General features: G+C 48.1%; 14 protein-coding genes and 1 pseudogene. 11 read left to right on the forward strand and 4 right to left on the reverse strand.

The window, feature by feature from the left end:
* Positions 1-265 precede the first annotated feature (265 nt).
* Positions 266-1204: a tyrosine-type recombinase/integrase gene (locus tag HPY71_11500; protein ID NPV54132.1), complete on the forward strand. Its 939-nt coding sequence runs from the start codon at positions 266-268 to the stop codon at positions 1202-1204.
* A 61-nt stretch (positions 1205-1265) separates the two neighbouring features.
* Here HPY71_11500 and HPY71_11505 read toward each other — a convergent pair whose 3' ends face one another.
* Both HPY71_11505 and HPY71_11510 read right to left on the reverse strand, forming a co-directional pair.
* A complete protein-coding gene (locus HPY71_11505; protein NPV54133.1) occupies positions 1266-1958 on the reverse strand; it encodes a hypothetical protein in 693 nt (230 codons plus the stop codon).
* A complete protein-coding gene (locus tag HPY71_11510; protein ID NPV54134.1) occupies positions 1927-2325 on the reverse strand; it encodes a glycosyltransferase family 1 protein in 399 nt (132 codons plus the stop codon). Before HPY71_11510 ends, HPY71_11505 begins: the two co-directional genes overlap by 32 nt.
* On the opposite strand from HPY71_11510, the gene HPY71_11515 reads away from it, so the two are divergent.
* Positions 2318-2599, forward strand: coding sequence for an ATP-binding protein (locus HPY71_11515; GenBank protein ID NPV54135.1), 282 nt, complete (start codon positions 2318-2320; stop codon positions 2597-2599). The two genes, HPY71_11510 and HPY71_11515, sit on opposite strands and share 8 nt — an antisense overlap.
* A gap of 508 nt (positions 2600-3107) precedes the next feature.
* Here the strand turns inward: HPY71_11515 and HPY71_11520 are convergent.
* The gene (locus HPY71_11520) at positions 3108-5279 is read right to left on the reverse strand and encodes an ATP-dependent endonuclease (GenBank protein ID NPV54136.1); all 2172 of its coding nucleotides are present in this window, start codon (positions 5277-5279) and stop codon (positions 3108-3110) included.
* Positions 5280-5797: 518 nt separating this feature from the next.
* Between HPY71_11520 and HPY71_11525 the strand changes: the two genes are divergently transcribed.
* The 5 genes and pseudogenes from HPY71_11525 to HPY71_11545 all read left to right on the forward strand — a co-directional run bounded on the left by HPY71_11525 (position 5798) and on the right by HPY71_11545 (position 10472).
* Complete coding sequence (locus tag HPY71_11525) at positions 5798-6664, forward strand: hypothetical protein (protein NPV54137.1); 867 nt, start codon at positions 5798-5800, stop codon at positions 6662-6664.
* Positions 6661-7626 (forward strand): RNA-directed DNA polymerase, encoded by a 966-nt coding sequence (locus HPY71_11530; GenBank protein ID NPV54138.1) that lies wholly within the window; start codon positions 6661-6663, stop codon positions 7624-7626. Before HPY71_11525 ends, HPY71_11530 begins: the two co-directional genes overlap by 4 nt.
* A gap of 633 nt (positions 7627-8259) precedes the next feature.
* The gene (locus HPY71_11535; protein NPV54139.1) at positions 8260-8721 is read left to right on the forward strand and encodes a hypothetical protein; all 462 of its coding nucleotides are present in this window, start codon (positions 8260-8262) and stop codon (positions 8719-8721) included.
* Positions 8722-8887: 166 nt separating this feature from the next.
* Positions 8888-10000: pseudogene (locus HPY71_11540) on the forward strand (IS3 family transposase).
* 112 nt (positions 10001-10112) lie between these two features.
* Positions 10113-10472 (forward strand): hypothetical protein, encoded by a 360-nt coding sequence (locus HPY71_11545; GenBank protein ID NPV54140.1) that lies wholly within the window; start codon positions 10113-10115, stop codon positions 10470-10472.
* 291 nt (positions 10473-10763) lie between these two features.
* Here the strand turns inward: HPY71_11545 and HPY71_11550 are convergent, their stop codons facing one another.
* Entirely contained in the window at positions 10764-11132 is a 369-nt protein-coding gene (locus HPY71_11550) for a hypothetical protein (protein ID NPV54141.1), read from the reverse strand.
* 376 nt (positions 11133-11508) lie between these two features.
* On the opposite strand from HPY71_11550, the gene HPY71_11555 reads away from it, so the two are divergent.
* From HPY71_11555 to HPY71_11570, 4 genes are all read left to right on the forward strand, one after another.
* Positions 11509-12498, forward strand: coding sequence for a LacI family DNA-binding transcriptional regulator (locus tag HPY71_11555; protein ID NPV54142.1), 990 nt, complete (start codon positions 11509-11511; stop codon positions 12496-12498).
* Between the two features lie 155 nt (positions 12499-12653).
* Positions 12654-14345: a hypothetical protein gene (locus tag HPY71_11560; GenBank protein NPV54143.1), complete on the forward strand. Its 1692-nt coding sequence runs from the start codon at positions 12654-12656 to the stop codon at positions 14343-14345.
* Between the two features lie 168 nt (positions 14346-14513).
* Entirely contained in the window at positions 14514-15356 is an 843-nt protein-coding gene (locus HPY71_11565) for an extracellular solute-binding protein (protein ID NPV54144.1), read from the forward strand.
* A 123-nt stretch (positions 15357-15479) separates the two neighbouring features.
* A complete protein-coding gene (locus HPY71_11570; GenBank protein ID NPV54145.1) occupies positions 15480-15794 on the forward strand; it encodes a hypothetical protein in 315 nt (104 codons plus the stop codon).
* Positions 15795-15971: the final 177 nt, after the last annotated feature.

Genomic DNA, 15971 nt, shown 5'->3' on the forward strand with positions numbered 1-15971 from the left:
TATGGACATTGAAAGAAGGATAGTGTATAATGCATTTTAAAGAAGATACTAGCCGGGTAATCATCCCGGGGATTTTATCGAGTGCGCCTATAGCTCAGAGGATTAGAGCGCCGGCCTCCGGAGCCCTAGGCCAGCTAGAGGGCCATTTCAGAAGCAAACATCCTGCTAAAGGCCATGTTGGAAAACAATAACAGTCGGTTTTAACCCCTTGGGGCCGTGGTACCCTAAACGTATCTCCCATTGTAAAAAATGGGAGGTTTTTACTTTGGCAAGGGCAAGGGTTATGCGCATTGACAGGAAGGTAATCTCGACATGGCAGGAAGCCCTATCCGACTTTATCCTTTCCAGGCAAGCCATGGGTCTATCGCCCAGGACAATCAATGACTATCAGCAACATGTCAAGCTTTTCTTCTCCCGTTACCCTGACGCTTGGAACCCCTCAAATCTCAAACGAGCAGTGATGATGCACATGTCCCATCCTGTGGCACCCGCCACTTTTAACAACCGACGGAAGTACCTGAAGATCTTCTTCAACTGGTGTATGGAGGAAGGCATATTCCCCGAAAACCCGTTGTCCAGAGTCCCAAAGAAGAGGGACGAAGGCCGGATCAGGGACATTAAAGCGGAGGTGCTTGAGCGTCTTATGTCCCTGCCAAACAAAAAGACCTACACTGGCCTGCGTGACTACGCTTTGATCCTCTTAAGTCTCGATATCGGGATCCGCCCAAGAGAAGCGTTATCTTTACTTGTGTCTGATGTTGACCTGGAAGGTAAGACGGTTACCATCAGGCGCGAGATATCCAAGACCAGGAAGACCAGTATCCTGCCCATTACTGAGCCGGTTGTCAATGCCCTGAAAAAGCTCGTTCATGTAAGACACCCCGTGTGGGATAAAGACGCACCACTCTTCTGCACTAGAGATGGAACACCGCTGACAGTAAGAAGGTGGGAAGCAAGGCTCAAGAAATACTCAGACATCCTGGGAACGAGCGTCACTCCTTACGATTTGCGCCACGGTTTTGCCACCTTGTTCTTGAGAGACGGAGGAAACGTATATGCTCTCCAGAAGATTTTACGTCACTCCAGTATGGATATGGTTAGACGGTACTTACAATTTAACGATGAAGACATAAGACGACAGCATGAGCTTGCGTCACCTGTAGTGAGGCTCTTAACCAAGACGCCGAGGGTTGGTAAGATTTAGACTCGACCCCTCAAGGACTGGGCATGTATATAAATCCATAGGCAGCTAGAAGAAAGGGCTCCTAAAAACCAGGAGCCCTTCTTTCCATCATATGTTTACATGCAATCTTGCTGTTCGCCCATATCTCAAATCCCTTTTTCTTCGCCTCCAAGCAGAAGCCCACGTCTTCCCCCTGCTCGTGGTAGCAGTACCTTACCTCCTCTAATACTTTCTTTTTGAGGAGATATACCGCTCCTGTTACATCACATTGAAACAAGGCGTTTTTCGGGAAGTCCAGATAGTGAGTTATACTGCCGTTTCTGTGGGCCATTATGTTGGGGAATACCTTTGAGGGATCGTTCCATATCTGGGCGCTCACTATGTCTTTGTCTGCGACTATGAGCTCTTTTAAGGTATAGGGAGGAACCAGGATATCTGAGTCCACACTGAAGAGGTAGTCCGCTTCCATGTCCAGGGCCTGCTCAACCAGGATGTTTCTGAGCTCGGCGAGACTTACGTATATCTTTTTTCTGACGTTCCACGTCCTCTGATCTTCTATCTGACCAAGGTCGTGCTCCAGGATGCGGATTTGTCTATACTCATCCTTATGCTCCCTGGCAAAGGACATGAGGATCTCTTTTGTCCTGTCTGTGGAGTCGTTTATGACAAAGCACAGAGATAGGTCATCCTTTGGGAAATCCAGGTTATATATGTGGTCCAGATATTCTCCTATGATCCAATCCCTATTCCTTACCGGGCAGCCGATCACTACCATATGCCCTCGTGTATACCTCCACTATTTGCTGGGCTCTTGCTGCATAGTTGTGCTTCTCATAGACCTCCTTCTGAGCCTTTCTCGCTATTTCTTGCCTTTCTTCGCTGTCCATGTGGAGGATCATTTCCATCAGTTCTAAAGTCTCCTCTTTATTTTTTGCCTGGAATATGAGGTCGCCAAAGAGGTTCTCCTGGGCTTTGGTGTAGTGGGCGAGGAATAAACCTCCTCCGCATGCTAGGGCTTCATACGGCCTCATGGAGGTCTGGGTCGCGGAAGTATCGTCGCAGTTCATCCCAAGGATGATTTTCGCTGAGCTATATACACAAGGAAGCTCCTCGTAAGGCAGTATGCCACCATAGATGTCCATATGTTTCGGATATGTTCCATTCACGAAGACCGGAGCTGAGCTTCTCTATCAATTTTGCGCCAGCCGCTATGAGAGGGGCAGCATGATAGTCACCACAAACCTGGAGCTTAGCCAGTGGACGGAGGTGTTTGGGGATGAGAGAATGACAGCGGCACTTCTTGATCGGCTCACCCATAGGGCCCATATCCTGACTTTAAACGGGGAGAGTTATCGTTTCCGGGAGAGCATGCGTAAACAAGAGGTAGAACGTGAGATGTTGCACACGCCTGCCTAGGCGTAGCCTAGGCAGGGGGTGGATCCCATTTTCGTGTCCGCAGTGGTCCCCTTTTTGATTGCCAAACACACCGGAGTGGAGCAATATAAAGCGCGTTCATTATGATCTCCTTCCGGACAACATTGGGTTCTGGTTCTCAGATGACTGTGGTTCTAATCCGCCAGATGGTTGAATTGGAAATGTCTTTCTTCTACCAGGATAGGAGCTATAATTCTCGAAGGCTGTTCTCGGATGGTTTACATCGAACACCCATTCGAGACCCATTCGAAGAGATAAAAACAGCTGGATTTAGTGAATGTAGAAGTTTACCTTGGCCATCAAGAAGAATTCCCTGGGGTGCTGCCGGAGGTTTTTGCAACGGTTTCTTCTGTGGTGAAAGAGGTTAAGCCGGGAGACATCTTACCTATCACTGCCAGGGTTGATGAGGCGATGACACAGGATAGTCCGTCGGACGATTCGATTTGGGCAATCTATCTACCTAATCTGTACTGGAGGTTGACTGACTCGCTTATTCGCTATCGAAGATACTGCGAAATATGGCCTCGAATTCGGAAACCTCTCTACCATTGAAGACGACTTTGGGGCACAAAGCAAGTATTTGGTCCCTCATTGTGATTAACTCGCAAGCCCGCAGTGCGCGTGTGGGTTTATCGACGCCGGTAACGCCGTTAGGGTAATAATCTTCGATTGCGCCTTTGGCAAGCACATTAATCCTGAGCTCTCTCAGGCGTTCAAGTAGCTCATACTTATCATGGAGTTCTGGGTGCCCTTTACGTAGGAGATTGCGACGCCTTGTCTCAGTCTCCTCAGAAAAAAGTAACTCAATTTCATCTGCCTCGTCATTGGTGATTTGCCTACCATTAGCAATTTCCCGTGCTAGATATTTTAATCTCTGGTATCTTTCCTGCCAGGTGTACTTACGTACCATCTCTTTGATCTTTTCCCTTGTCAGAGTCCCATCGATTCCTTCATCTTTTGCAATCTTGTCGATGACCTGGAGAAATGCTCTCCTCTGATCAGCAACGTCTTCGGTAACCTCTAGTTTATCGAAATCTTCAAGAAGTGCATCTAGGTCAAGTATAGCATGCACCTCAAGCCCGAACTTTTCAAAGAACTCTCTATACCTCGCCACATTCCCCTTTCCGTTGATCCTTATGAGGGGGATATTGCGTGCTTCGAAATCCCACTCCTCGTTTAGGATGCGGGCAACATGGGCTAAATAGATGGCATCGGAATCTCCCTCAACTAGGACGACCTTGCGGGCAAAAAATGCTGCAGAATTGTTCTCGTAACAGATCAGCTGAAAGGCATCCTTCCGGCGAGTATCATGTAGCAGATTAATCACCATTGGATTTCCATATGGTTTTGCATCGGGTGGGTGATCTTTTGCTAATTTGATGAATGTTCCGGTCCCTGTAGGAGAAAAAAATAGTGGTGAGTGAGTGGTGACAACGACATGGTGCTGTTCCGAAAGCCTCGTTAAGGCTTTAAAAAGAATCCGTTGTCCTGACGGATGGAGATATAGTTCCGGTTCTTCAAAGAGGAATAAGTAATGTGGTCCAGAGGATCTCCTTAGTTGTTGATCTTCGGGCATTGGGGCCCTTTGCTTCATCTGCAAATCCACATAGCTCCTCAGCAGGGCGAAGGTTACTGACCTCTTGAGACCATCGCCTTTGGTCTCTACCACATCTCTGACACCATCATCCACCATTATCTTCGTGCTCGAGAAGACCTGCTTCAGCTCGGGCGGTGGGATGTGTAGTTGTAAATCAACTGTTGGGAAGTTTTCTCTCAGATACGTCAGTACTTGGGATTCTATTTCCCTAATGTGCGGCAGGCGATTATCGACTACGGCACCATTTTCCGTTGATGTCCTATTGAGCATCGAATTGAGTTTTTCAAAGGATGCGGCAATCTCCTGAACCTCTACTGTACCCTCTAGCATCCTTAACAGGACACCAATAAGCTTACCAAAGGTTGCGGATTCCTTTATCTTGATTTCATCCGTAAGATCCTTGACAGCTGGGATGTATATTGGCTCTGGGAGTAGCCTTTTAATGCTATTTGATATTCCTGTCGGCAGCGGTAAGTCACCCATGGTCTTTTCGCTCTCTGGTAAAGCTGTAATTATCTCCTGTATTTTCTCCTTTGCTGCCGATTGGGAGGTGATCCCAGCAAATTGGCTTTTGAATTCAGGTAAATGGCTTTCAAGGATATCCCTGATCTCAGAACCACGCTTGCCCTTCAGGATTTTATCTATAACATCAGGATCAAATCGCTTATCCTTTGGTACCGACCCTAGATAGTAATAGTCAGATGAAGATCCATCGACACCATAGCATCTTACGAGTGTTAGTTCCTTATTGGCGACAATGCCTTCCACTCGATCCCTATGTTCGGGGGCAATCCGCTCTAGATCATCATCGGATATATCACTAAGCGTGACCTCAAATCTAACTGGTTGTGATGGATCATAGAAATCTGAGCTATCGATTCTGGAGCCGGAGAGAAATAGGCTGAGAGCAAGCAAAACTGTTGATTTTCCTGTATTGTTCTCACCAATTATGCAGACGAATGGGGAGAGATCAATGCGACAGTCCCTTAGGGCACGGTAGTTGGAGACATGGAGTCTGCTTAGATTCACGGGATTAACGCCTCCTAATAAGACATGCCATACCATTTTATCTTGATTGGATTGCATATACTATATTTCCATAACCAACCATAGATTCCTGCTTGAGGACCAGGCTGGCCATTACAGATTTTTAGATGGCCTGCACGTTACAGACAAAGATAGTCGCATTCCCGCGCCCTTGGTTATTCTCTTTGCGTGTATGATCTCACGAATAGGCCAACCGTAAGATTCTCATTATCACAAACTTGCGAGGTAGAAGGAAATGGCATATATGTGTCGAAATATGCAGATTAGTGAGGGCACTAGTTTTAGGGTCATTTTGCATAGGGCGTGGCCGTGTGCCGGGCGTTAAGCCAGGCCGTTGAATTGATAGACTTGTGGCCGCGCGGAAGTCCCTCGTCTACCCTCTCGGGTAGCCAAGGTCCTTCCGCGCGGCTCTTGTAGTGCCCTCGCCCAATTTCGTTAACCTAGTGAAATGGTGGGATGATATGCCCTTTGATAGACGCCTCTACCCTGAATCCCTTCTCATACAGGTTCGGGATCGACTCAAGCGGGGCCCGACCGTGAGTCAGGCGATCCCAAAGTTTCTATTCTTATGTGGCAGGCAATTTGATGCAGGCAGTGGCGCTGATCATATCACTAACCGCGAGTGGGTCATGGAGCACCTCGACCATTACGCGTCTAAAAACATATCCAGTATCGTGGTTCTATTTGCTGAGCAGCTTTGGATTGGACTTGATATAGATTTGCTGACTTTTGAACACTTTATGGCCGGGATAAGCGATATGGTCCTCCTGTTTGTGGAGAGCTGGGGGACGGCGGCTGAGCTCGGAGCCTTTGCTTCCATTGACAGTCTGGTTGAGAAGATGCTTGTCTACAATGACAAGAAGTACAGGGAGTCTAACTCATTCATAAACAACGGGCCTATCAAGAAGATTCGGGATTCCAACCCGCATGGCGTGGTCTTTGGTAATCTGGACTCCATATTCGAGAGCGGGGAGCTTCACGATGCGCTTACACATTTGGATAGCATAAGGAAGACTGTCAAACCCAACACGAGTAACAGGGTCGAGTTTGTGCCATTTTGTTTAGAGCTTTTGGACCTTATTGGCTTGCTGGGACCAGTTTTGAGGAAAGATCTGATCGAAATATATAAGTCCGTCAAAGGGTTCGGTAATTTCGACCTTGTACTACCATCGAGCACGTCTTCCATCAGTGCCGCGTTTGCACTTGATTTCCTCCAGATCTCTTCCTTAGCTTGGGAGTCATCTGGATATCTACGGCTAAATACGAAGGCAGTAAGGAAAAACTTGTGTCTGCTTGACCTAAGTGACCATGAATTCGAGTGCCTGCGTGCCAAATTTATGGCCAGGAAGATGAGGTACATAGGCAGTTCCAATCTTCCCGTCTTTGAGGAAAGATCAGCATGAGCTTGATTGAAAGAATCAGTCGCTCCTTGGATATAGACGAGAATCTTATTAAGACCATCGCCCGGACCAGCAACAAATACTACCGGGTGTTCTCAATTAGTAAGAAATTTGGCGGAGTCAGGTCGATATACCATCCCTCACCAATTCTAAAGGTATTTCAATATTGGCTTGTGCAGAATCTCATTTCTCACCTGCCTGTGTCGGAACATGCAACTGCCTATGGGCTTGGATGTTCCATTAAGAGAAATGCCCAACTCCATGCTGCGGCCAAGCATATAGTCCGCATGGATGTTAAGAACTTTTTTCCATCAATAAGATTCCAGCTCCTAGCTGATAGGATTAATGCCTTCAGGGATACTATCCCAGGCGGAGCATCTTTAACTGAGGAAGATCTTCAACTCATCAATGGCATTTGTTTTGTGCGGGGTAGGCTAGTTATAGGCAGTGTCTGTGCTCCAGCAATTTCAAACGCGGTTATGTACCCGTTTGACTGCGAGGTCTCCCAACAGGCTAGAGCTTTGCATCTCACTTACTCAAGATATGCGGATGATATCGTGTTTTCGAGTAATGAATGGATTCACCCAAGTATTGTCGAGGATATCGATGGCCGACTGGGCAAATTCGGCATGAAACTAAATCGCGAAAAGACGATTTTTATGGGCGGCTCTGATCGGAAGATGGTAACTGGCATTTTGCTCAACACTGGTAGATTATCAATAGGAAGAGCGCGTAAGGAAAGCATCAAGAAGATGCTATATCAGAAACTGCGTACCGGTGCCGGTGATAATCGGAAGATCTTGGGATATCTAAACTATCTTAGGGATATTGAGCCTGACACGTTCAATAGGATGGTGGTTAAGTATAACTCGTTCTTCGGTAGGAATATAATGCGCGTACTAACGGAAGCGCCAGCAGATACACGCAAGGCTCAGGCCGAGGCGGCTCCAACTAAGAAACCTTAGACTAGTATGCAGTATTGGCAATAGCCCTAAAATGTTTATATACCGATTAGTGACAATTGATAGCCAAAACGATGAGATCTTCTCGCCGGGCGCGAGATAGATTTTGTGTCTAGGCAGCCTTGCTCATTCAGGATCATTTGGCTCATTTAGATCAGAGTCTATAACGCCACGATGTCACTAGCCGGGGGATTGCTCGATGGCCCCAGTCCATTCCTTGTTGCGGATTGATGATATTTTGTAGCATATTCACTGGCAGCTGAAGCGAAAAGCCTGAGACGATTTCCTAGTTATCAATGCAATGCCGCCGGAATGCTTATTGTTCCGCTAGCCGCCGCTGCCCATAATGCCGGATCAAAACGCATGGTGCTCACATCCTCTTTGGCCGTGTATGGGGATGTGGGGGGCCGCCGCTTAGCGAATCGGCATTTCCATCACCAGTTTCACCTTACGCATTTCTGGGCTTATATCAATAAGGCCGGGCGGATGCTTGGTTATGAGCCGAGGTTTAGCCTTGAGCAAGGCATCCTGGAGAAAGCGGAATGGCTTAGCTGTTTGGCGAAGTGCCGGGAGGAAGTGGCGGCGGGTTTGTGATAGTGATGCGCCGGGAAGTCCCGTGACCAGCACGGTCGCGTTTTGGACGAATCGATGGCGACACGGCGTTCAGCACATACCATGGCGGAGGAGATACTGAGTCAGACCCTTGACCGGCTTTCGCTGGGATATTATGAGGAAGCACGCGTTCTTGCGGAACGACTTCCGAATGAAGGCAAAGCGCGTTTTGTTCGTCAGGCGGCTGAAGCTCTCTATCTTCGGAATGAATTTGGCTATAGGAGTGCAGCCCGAATATTCCGGCGCTTTTACGAGACGGCTCAGATATTCTCGAATGATAGAGAGGTTGGGAATCTAGCTAGGACTACTGCCCGGCTTGCGAGCTCAGCTAGCAAGATTGGAGACCTCATAGATCTTTTCCATAAAGCCCAACAGGCTAAAGCGGAAGCCATATGCCATGCTTTGGATCCGATGATGAATACGCCCTTTGCTAAGGAGTTGCTTCCTCGCACTTGCAGCATCTCGTTTTTCCCATCAAAAAGCTAAGCAACGAAGAAGTGGCAGATGAGCTGTTGCGCGCAAGGTCGAATTTTTTCCAAACACGCCGGATTCTCATGCGTGAAAAACGTTCGGGCCAAAAGGCCCTATGGGCCTACCCCGTTTTCGTGGACACCTAGGAGCTTGTGAGGTAAACTAGGAAAGGGGTGTCCATATGCCAAAGACGAAGCCACCATATCCACCACAGTTTAGAGCCGAGGCAGTACGCCTGGTACGCGAGAGAGGGAAACCCATGGCGCAGATCGCCGGCGACCTAGGGGTGTCAGTAAAATCGCTGCGCAAATGGACCAGACAGGCTCAGATTGATGCTGGAGAGCGTGAAGGGCTAACGACTGCCGAGCGGGAAGAGCTCAGCCGTCTCAGGCGAGAGAACCGGATTCTACGCGAGGAGCGTGAAATCCTAAAAAAAGCCGCGGCCTTCTTTGCCAAGGAGACCGGCCGGAACCGGTAGCGGCGTTCCGGTTCGTCGAGCGTGAGAAGGCCTGTCACAATGTGACCATACTATGCTGGGTACTGGGCGTCTCCACCAGCGGCTACTATGCGTGGCGTAAAAGAGGCCCGTCGGGTCGTGCACGGCAAGACGCTGAGCTTATAGAACACATCATACGGATTCACGAGGATAGCCGGGGCACTTACGGGGCCCCGGGGATCCATGCGGAGCTTACCATGGGGATGGGGATCCACTGCTCGAGAAAACGGGTGGCACGCCTGATGCGTGAGGCAGGTCTCATAGGCGTCGTCGGCTTCGGGGTATGACACGCCGCAATCCGGCTCAGGAACCTGCGCCGGACTTGGTAGAGCGGCAATTTACACCGGAGGCTCCCAACCGTCTGTGGGTGGCTGATATGACAGAACACGCTACGTGTGAGGGCAAGCTGTACCTGGCAGTCGTAACCGAGGCATTTTCGCGGATGGTCGTAGGTTGGTCAATGGGAGACCGCCCGGTCGCGGATCTGGCGGTCGATGCGGTGAATATGGCCGTCTGGAACCGTAGACCCGAGCCTGGGGTAATTCACCACTCAGATCACGGGCACAGTATACTGCCATAGCATTCGGTCGCACTCTCAAAGAGGCGGGTATCCTCGGCTCGATGGGTACGGTTGGTGACGCCTTAGATAACGCGGTGGCTGAGAGCTTCTTTGCCACACTCGAAACAGAACTACTCGACCGATACAACTGGTCCAGTCGCCAGGCGCTAGCCTCGGCCATCTTCGAATACATCGAGGGCTTCTATAACCGCAGGCGCCGTCACTCGACGCTCGGATACTTAGTTTCCATTGAAAAATGGACCTCACAAATATGCATGGCGACAGGCATTTACTCTCCCACAAATGCCCCATTTGATGGTATGATAGAGCTATGCAGAGAAGGGGAGAGTAATGCTGAGATCTGAGAATAAAATCGCCTATCAACTGAGCCTGGTGGACCAATGGCTGCCTAAATCATACTTCTCTCTCCCGGAAGAACTCCGAAAGGTGGATGAGCTACTCTCTGATGAGAGGTTCATTGAGCCTTTAAAAAAGCACTTCTCCACCACCTGCGGTAGGCCCGGTACCCCCGTAGTTGTATACCTTCGCATGATGTATCTTATGAACAGCTTTGAAAGGAAGTTGCCGATAGCATCACCTGGCGCAGGTTTTGCCATATCCAGCTCGAAGATGATGTACCCGACTCCACCCTGGCCAAACTCACTAAAAAGTTCTTACCGCGCAAACCTCAGGGATGAGTCTGTCAGTTAAGCCGCTGCCTGATCGCACCAATATCTATTCCATTCCCCGTTATACCATAGGGTGATAAGTGCGCATAGCGCGTCGAAACCATCTCTCGACCAGCTCATTCCCGCTGATTTCTGTCGCCTCGTTACCCCAAAAAGGTCTATGTCCCGGTCGTATTCCTGCTCCGATACTCAGAATTATTGACAAGAACACAAAAAACCCGGCCCTCGAAAGGGCCGGGCGATAAATCAATATTCAAATCGCACCTGTGGGATATGGCCAATAGCGTCCTTCAACGCTTGTTCCCTTGCCGAATCATTTAGCTTCCCCGGATCCTCTTTGGGAAGCCTCTCCGCAGGCAGGGATAGTTTTATACCGACCGCAAATGGATTCATCCTGATACTGGCTTTGAGTCGGGCTCTTGAGTCCCTGTATGCTCGAAAAACCTATACGGTTCAAGATCGCCACAACTACATCCACCACCGCCCCCAGGATGAAGTCCTGATACTTCTGCACCCATTCAAGTAGCGTGAAACCGAGCTTGGCGAGCTCGTCTTTGACTCGGTCCACCACCAGTTTCTTTTTCTCCTCCCCGGGCTTGCCTGTGTCCTCGGTCAAGACCGTGAACGGTATCGCGATTCGAAGACGATATAGATATTGATTCAGGATCTTCAAGATGCTCATAAATCGGAGCTACTTTTCAAATAGTTCATTAAGCAATGGCCTTCGACGCCTCACCCTGAGTTACTGAGGCCGCCGGTTCTCCAGCTGCTGTCCAAATCATTCACACAATGGTACAGCTCAATGCCTTCAAACCCGCAGGGCTTCGTTGTATTCACGATATGCCATGCCAGTTAGTGGTAATAACCGACGGTCTCAGTACTAGTTTTGAACTCATATTCAATAGTACTAACGATAAAACAAAATTTCTTAAAATAGGCTACCTCAAAGCAGGAAAACAGGACTAAATGTTGAATATAGATAATGCATAAACAAGCAATATATTGCATATGTTTTATGAAACAAACATATGCAACCGGAATGGTGGGAAGATACGTAAGTGGCAACCATTCGTGACGTAGCGCAATTGGCGAATGTATCACCGTCGACGGTTTCACACACTTTAAACGAGACGGCTCCTATTAGCGAGGAAACCAAGCAACGGGTGCTACAATGTGTTGATCAACTTGGATATGTATCTCGTCGGAAACCTAGACGAGGAGCCAAAACAAGATTCATTGCGGTTATTACCGATGATATTGCAGCGCCATTTGTGCCTAGTATGATCAAAGGAATCCAACATCACGCTTGCCGTAACGGGTATGAAATAGTCGTGAGGCAGGCCCCGCTAAACAACATGGCGAGCGTACTAGATCTTAACCTGAAGGGATTAGTTGGGGTAATTATAGCCACCTCCTTAACCCCTAATCTAAGGGGAATAGATACTGGACGTCTACCAACCGTTTTGTGCCATTGTCGTTCTGAGAATCTACCGTTTATGTCAGTAATGCCTGACGACTTCCGGGGTGGGTATACAGCTACTTTGCATCTGTTAGAAAATGGTTGGTCGCCGATTGTTCATATCGGCGGGCCTCTTACGTGGACAGCAGGCAGGGAACGCAAAAAAGGTTATCTTTACGCACTAAAACAACATGGGCTATCAGAGAACGAGGAGTTGATAAGGCATTCTGATGATTGGGAATTGTCCTCCGGGTACAAATTGATACTTGATATCCTCAAGCGGGTACGTCCCCCGTTTGGCCTATTCTGTGCCAATGACCTGTTTGCGGTCGGTGCTATTCAAGCCTTGAGAGAGCAGGGATTCGATGTGCCGGGGGATGTTGGCGTGGTAGGCTTTGATAATCGAGAAATATGTGAATACGTTATTCCCAAACTCACTTCCCTGCAATTACCCGCCTATTATATGGGGGAAGCAGCGGCTGGTGCGTTACTAGACATGGTTACGAAGGAAAAGAGGTGGCAGGCGACAACATCCATTGAATGCCCGTTGATCGTGCGCGATTCCTCCATCCCGCGTAGTTTAAGCTAGAGGCTACGTTTAGTTCCTCTGCTGGAATTTAGCCTCTCATACAATGAGACGTTATCTGCAGACACAATCTTACCTCGAGGGTAACTGCCCTGAGAATTTGCCAAGAACGATTGCATCATTTTTGCCGCAAACGCCAAAGGGAAGGGGTAGTTGAAATGAGCTATAGCAGTGAGCAGCATCTCCCCGCTTTCAATATAAAGCGGCACGTAGAGTATGCAATGATGAACATGACAAACACGGTTGATTATGAACAACAATTCTTGCCGTTTTTCCTTTTTGATTTACTTAGCGATCCCCCCAAGCTCCAACATAGCGAGTGGGATTTCGGTTCGAGTACCGGGCGGATGGTTACCAGTTTCATCTTGGGGAGAGCTATGACTGGTACAGACGTAGGTCTAGAAGTCGAGGAGAAATTGAAGGAGAACTTAATTAGTTACTTTGGAAACGACGGCCTGAGTTATCGGAAGGAAGGACCTTTTAGTCGGCATGAGGCTTTTATGCATGATCAACGAGCGGTCATCATGGGTTTGACGGCATGGCTTGCGGAAAGTAGGGATCCGGGGATAGAGAATAAGCTGAAGAAGCTCTGTCGGGCTTTGTACGAAATCGCAGCCGAACATAAATATTATCCCTCTCCTGCTTATCGTCCGAACGGTTGGCTGCCCGTGACCTCTGCAGAACGGACCGGTTGGTGTAGCAGCCCGCAAGAGCACGAACCGGTTAAAATGCCTGTTCCCCCTGTGACGAGCGGTAGACAGATCTACCAGTTAATGAAATATTATGAGCTGACAGGTGATGAAGTGGCCTGGCTTTTAGCAGAGAATTTCGCTCATCATAGTGCGTTTGAGGACGATACTATCGGTCCAGACGGGAGCTTCAATTATAGACACCAGTATATACATTTCCATTCTGTAAGTGGCACAATGGTGGGTCTATTAGAATTCGGTTGGGTGAGCCGAGATTGGAAGTACATCGAGCGTGCAAAGCGGATGTATGATTGGGCTAAGCGGCATGGCTCCTCATTTGGCTGGTTCCCTGAAAGCCTACGTGACGAAGAAGTTTCCGAGACATGTTGTATTGTTGACATGCTAGAAGCTTCAATTCTTCTGGCCAAGATCGGCTTTACGGAATATTGGAACGACGCGGAACGATATCTACGGAACCACTTAGTAGAAGCACAACTTGTTGATACAAGCTGGATTAAGGAAAGTACCAGAGCCCGAACCCCCGAAGCAGTATTTGACAATATACCAAAACGTGCATTTGGTGCGTTCGCTGGTTGGTCCTTGCCTAATGACTTTATATCTAGGAAGTACCACAATTGGGATATCATGAACTGCTGTACCTATCACGCAATTAACGGGTTGTACCATGCGTGGCGTGACGCTATAGTCACTACAGGTTCCACGACGCATATCAATCTGTTAATCGATCGACACACAAAAGTTATAAACGTTAGGAGTTGGCTCCCCTATCAGGGTGGGCTCGAAATCGATTTACATAAAGATACAGTATTATATGTCCGGCTCCCTGAGGGGGTATCACCCAAAGATATTAGATGTCACATTGATGGGTATGACACTTCTCCTACGGTGTTAGGCAATTACTTGCGGTTGGGTCGTTTATGTTCTGGACAACACTGCCTTATCGAATTCCCTCTTGCAATTCGTCAGGAAACGGAAAGGGTATATGGCAATGATTATATAGTTAAATGGAAGGGTAATACAGTCGTAGGCATTTCTCCGGTTGGCACTGTCGTTCCCCTATATCAGCGTGAACGGTTTATGAAGGATTCACAACCTACGGAGGTTGTGAATCCTGAGCCACTAGAATCCACCATCTTCTAAGCAAGACGTGACTATAAAGGAGGATCCTCACAATATGTTAGGTTTAAAAGTAGATTGAGGATTTTCCGAACAAGTTCAACGGATCAAAGGAGGTGAAGTTATCCTTCGCGTTCCAGTGGCTCAGGACCATGACCCTACCCAGGTATATTGAAAGGAGAGAAAACGCCGATGTCAAAGAAGAATATTTATATCGTGTTGTTGGTGCTTGTTTTAACCTTTTTAGTAATCCAAGCCAGTCAAGCGGGATCTAAAATTATTATGTATTCACCCGAGGGTAGAGGAACGCCTCTGGGCGATGCTGTCTACCAGGTTACACAAGACTTCGCTAAGTCGGCGGGTGTAGACGTAAGTTATGAGGTCATCGGGTGGAGCGAGCTAAAAAATAAGCTAACCATTGGTTACATGGGAGGAGCGGTGCCGGATGTCTCCCTAATCTTACCGGAATGGCTATACGATCTAAATAACGTAGGTATGCTGCAACCTATTACAAAAGAGGTCAACAGCTGGGATGAAAAGAACGCATTTCCTGACGCTCTCTGGCATGGTATTACCATAGATGGCGAAATAGTTGCTTTCCCGTACATGATTAACCCACGCGGTCTAATCTACAGGAAGGACCTCTATACCAAAGCTGGCATTAGTGCCCCTCCGAAGCGGTGGGAAGATCTATATAAGATCGGAGCAAAGCTCAATAGTGATGTTAATGGTGACGGTCGTTATGAGATCTATGGGTTTGGATATTGTGGGGCGAAGGATCCGCGTACTCCACAAGAGTTCATCCCATATCTATGGCAGACCGGTGGAGAGCTTGTCAAACGAGTGAACGGGAAGTGGCAGGTTGGATTCACCGCTAAACAAGCGGCGAAGGTATTTCAATTCTATTATGACTTAATGTTTACGCATAAGGTAGTGCCCCAAGAAGCCCGAGAGTGGGGTTATCAGCAAATGGATATGGCTTATGCCTCCGGCAAAATCGCCATGTCTGTAAATGGCCCGTGGATGTATCACTAAATTTCAGAGTCACCAGAGATTATTAAGAATACCGGCATTACGGCTCCGCCTTACAGCGATAAACTTGTTACGTACAACGAAATCTTGTCGCTGGTTATTCCTAAAGGGGCCAGTAATAGAAAAATGGGTTTTGAACTTGTAAAAGCCCTTGGATCCTTCGAGGGGCAAGATAAGGTTGGGCACTACAGGCTTCCGGCGCGTAGCGATGTCGCTAAGCTACCATTCTATCAGGAAGATCCGTGGAAGAAGGAATTCCTTAACTTGGTACCGATTTCCCGAACATTCCCTCCTATTCCTATGGAAAGAATCAACGAGTCTATATGTACACATTTGCAGCTGGTACTTTATGAAAAGGTAAGCCCGGACGAAGCCGGTAAGCGATTCAGGGATGATGTCCAGCGTATACTTCAAACCTACATTTCGCACCCTTACCCCTGATGTTTCTTGTTTTTCCCCGGAATCATTTTTTATCTCTTCACTCACGCTGATACGGGCTCGGACGGACGACTACGTATATGTCCTGAGTAAAACCTGCAAGCCTTAGTATCCTTTCCAGCGGCTCTTCGTTCGGGATCTCTTGAATTACCCGGTACTCCCGATCTCCCTCCTTGGCAC

The organism is Bacillota bacterium (genome assembly GCA_013178125.1).
In the GTDB taxonomy this organism is placed as follows: domain Bacteria; phylum Bacillota; class SHA-98; order Ch115; family JABLXJ01; genus JABLXL01.

Excerpts from the sequence above, each read along its gene's own strand:
- HPY71_11560 (NPV54143.1), top strand. The coding sequence starts at position 12,654 with ATGAGCTATAGCAGTGAGCAGCATCTCCCCGCTTTCAATATAAAGCGG.
- HPY71_11530 (NPV54138.1), top strand. The coding sequence starts at position 6,661 with ATGAGCTTGATTGAAAGAATCAGTCGCTCCTTGGATATAGACGAGAAT.
- HPY71_11505 (NPV54133.1), bottom strand. The coding sequence starts at position 1,958 with ATGGTAGTGATCGGCTGCCCGGTAAGGAATAGGGATTGGATCATAGGA.
- HPY71_11520 (NPV54136.1), bottom strand. The coding sequence starts at position 5,279 with ATGGTATGGCATGTCTTATTAGGAGGCGTTAATCCCGTGAATCTAAGC.
- HPY71_11545 (NPV54140.1), top strand. The coding sequence starts at position 10,113 with ATGCTGAGATCTGAGAATAAAATCGCCTATCAACTGAGCCTGGTGGAC.
- HPY71_11570 (NPV54145.1), top strand. The coding sequence starts at position 15,480 with ATGGGTTTTGAACTTGTAAAAGCCCTTGGATCCTTCGAGGGGCAAGAT.
- HPY71_11565 (NPV54144.1), top strand. The coding sequence starts at position 14,514 with ATGTCAAAGAAGAATATTTATATCGTGTTGTTGGTGCTTGTTTTAACC.
- HPY71_11550 (NPV54141.1), bottom strand. The coding sequence starts at position 11,132 with ATGAGCATCTTGAAGATCCTGAATCAATATCTATATCGTCTTCGAATC.
- HPY71_11515 (NPV54135.1), top strand. The coding sequence starts at position 2,318 with ATGTCCATATGTTTCGGATATGTTCCATTCACGAAGACCGGAGCTGAG.
- HPY71_11510 (NPV54134.1), bottom strand. The coding sequence starts at position 2,325 with ATGGACATCTATGGTGGCATACTGCCTTACGAGGAGCTTCCTTGTGTA.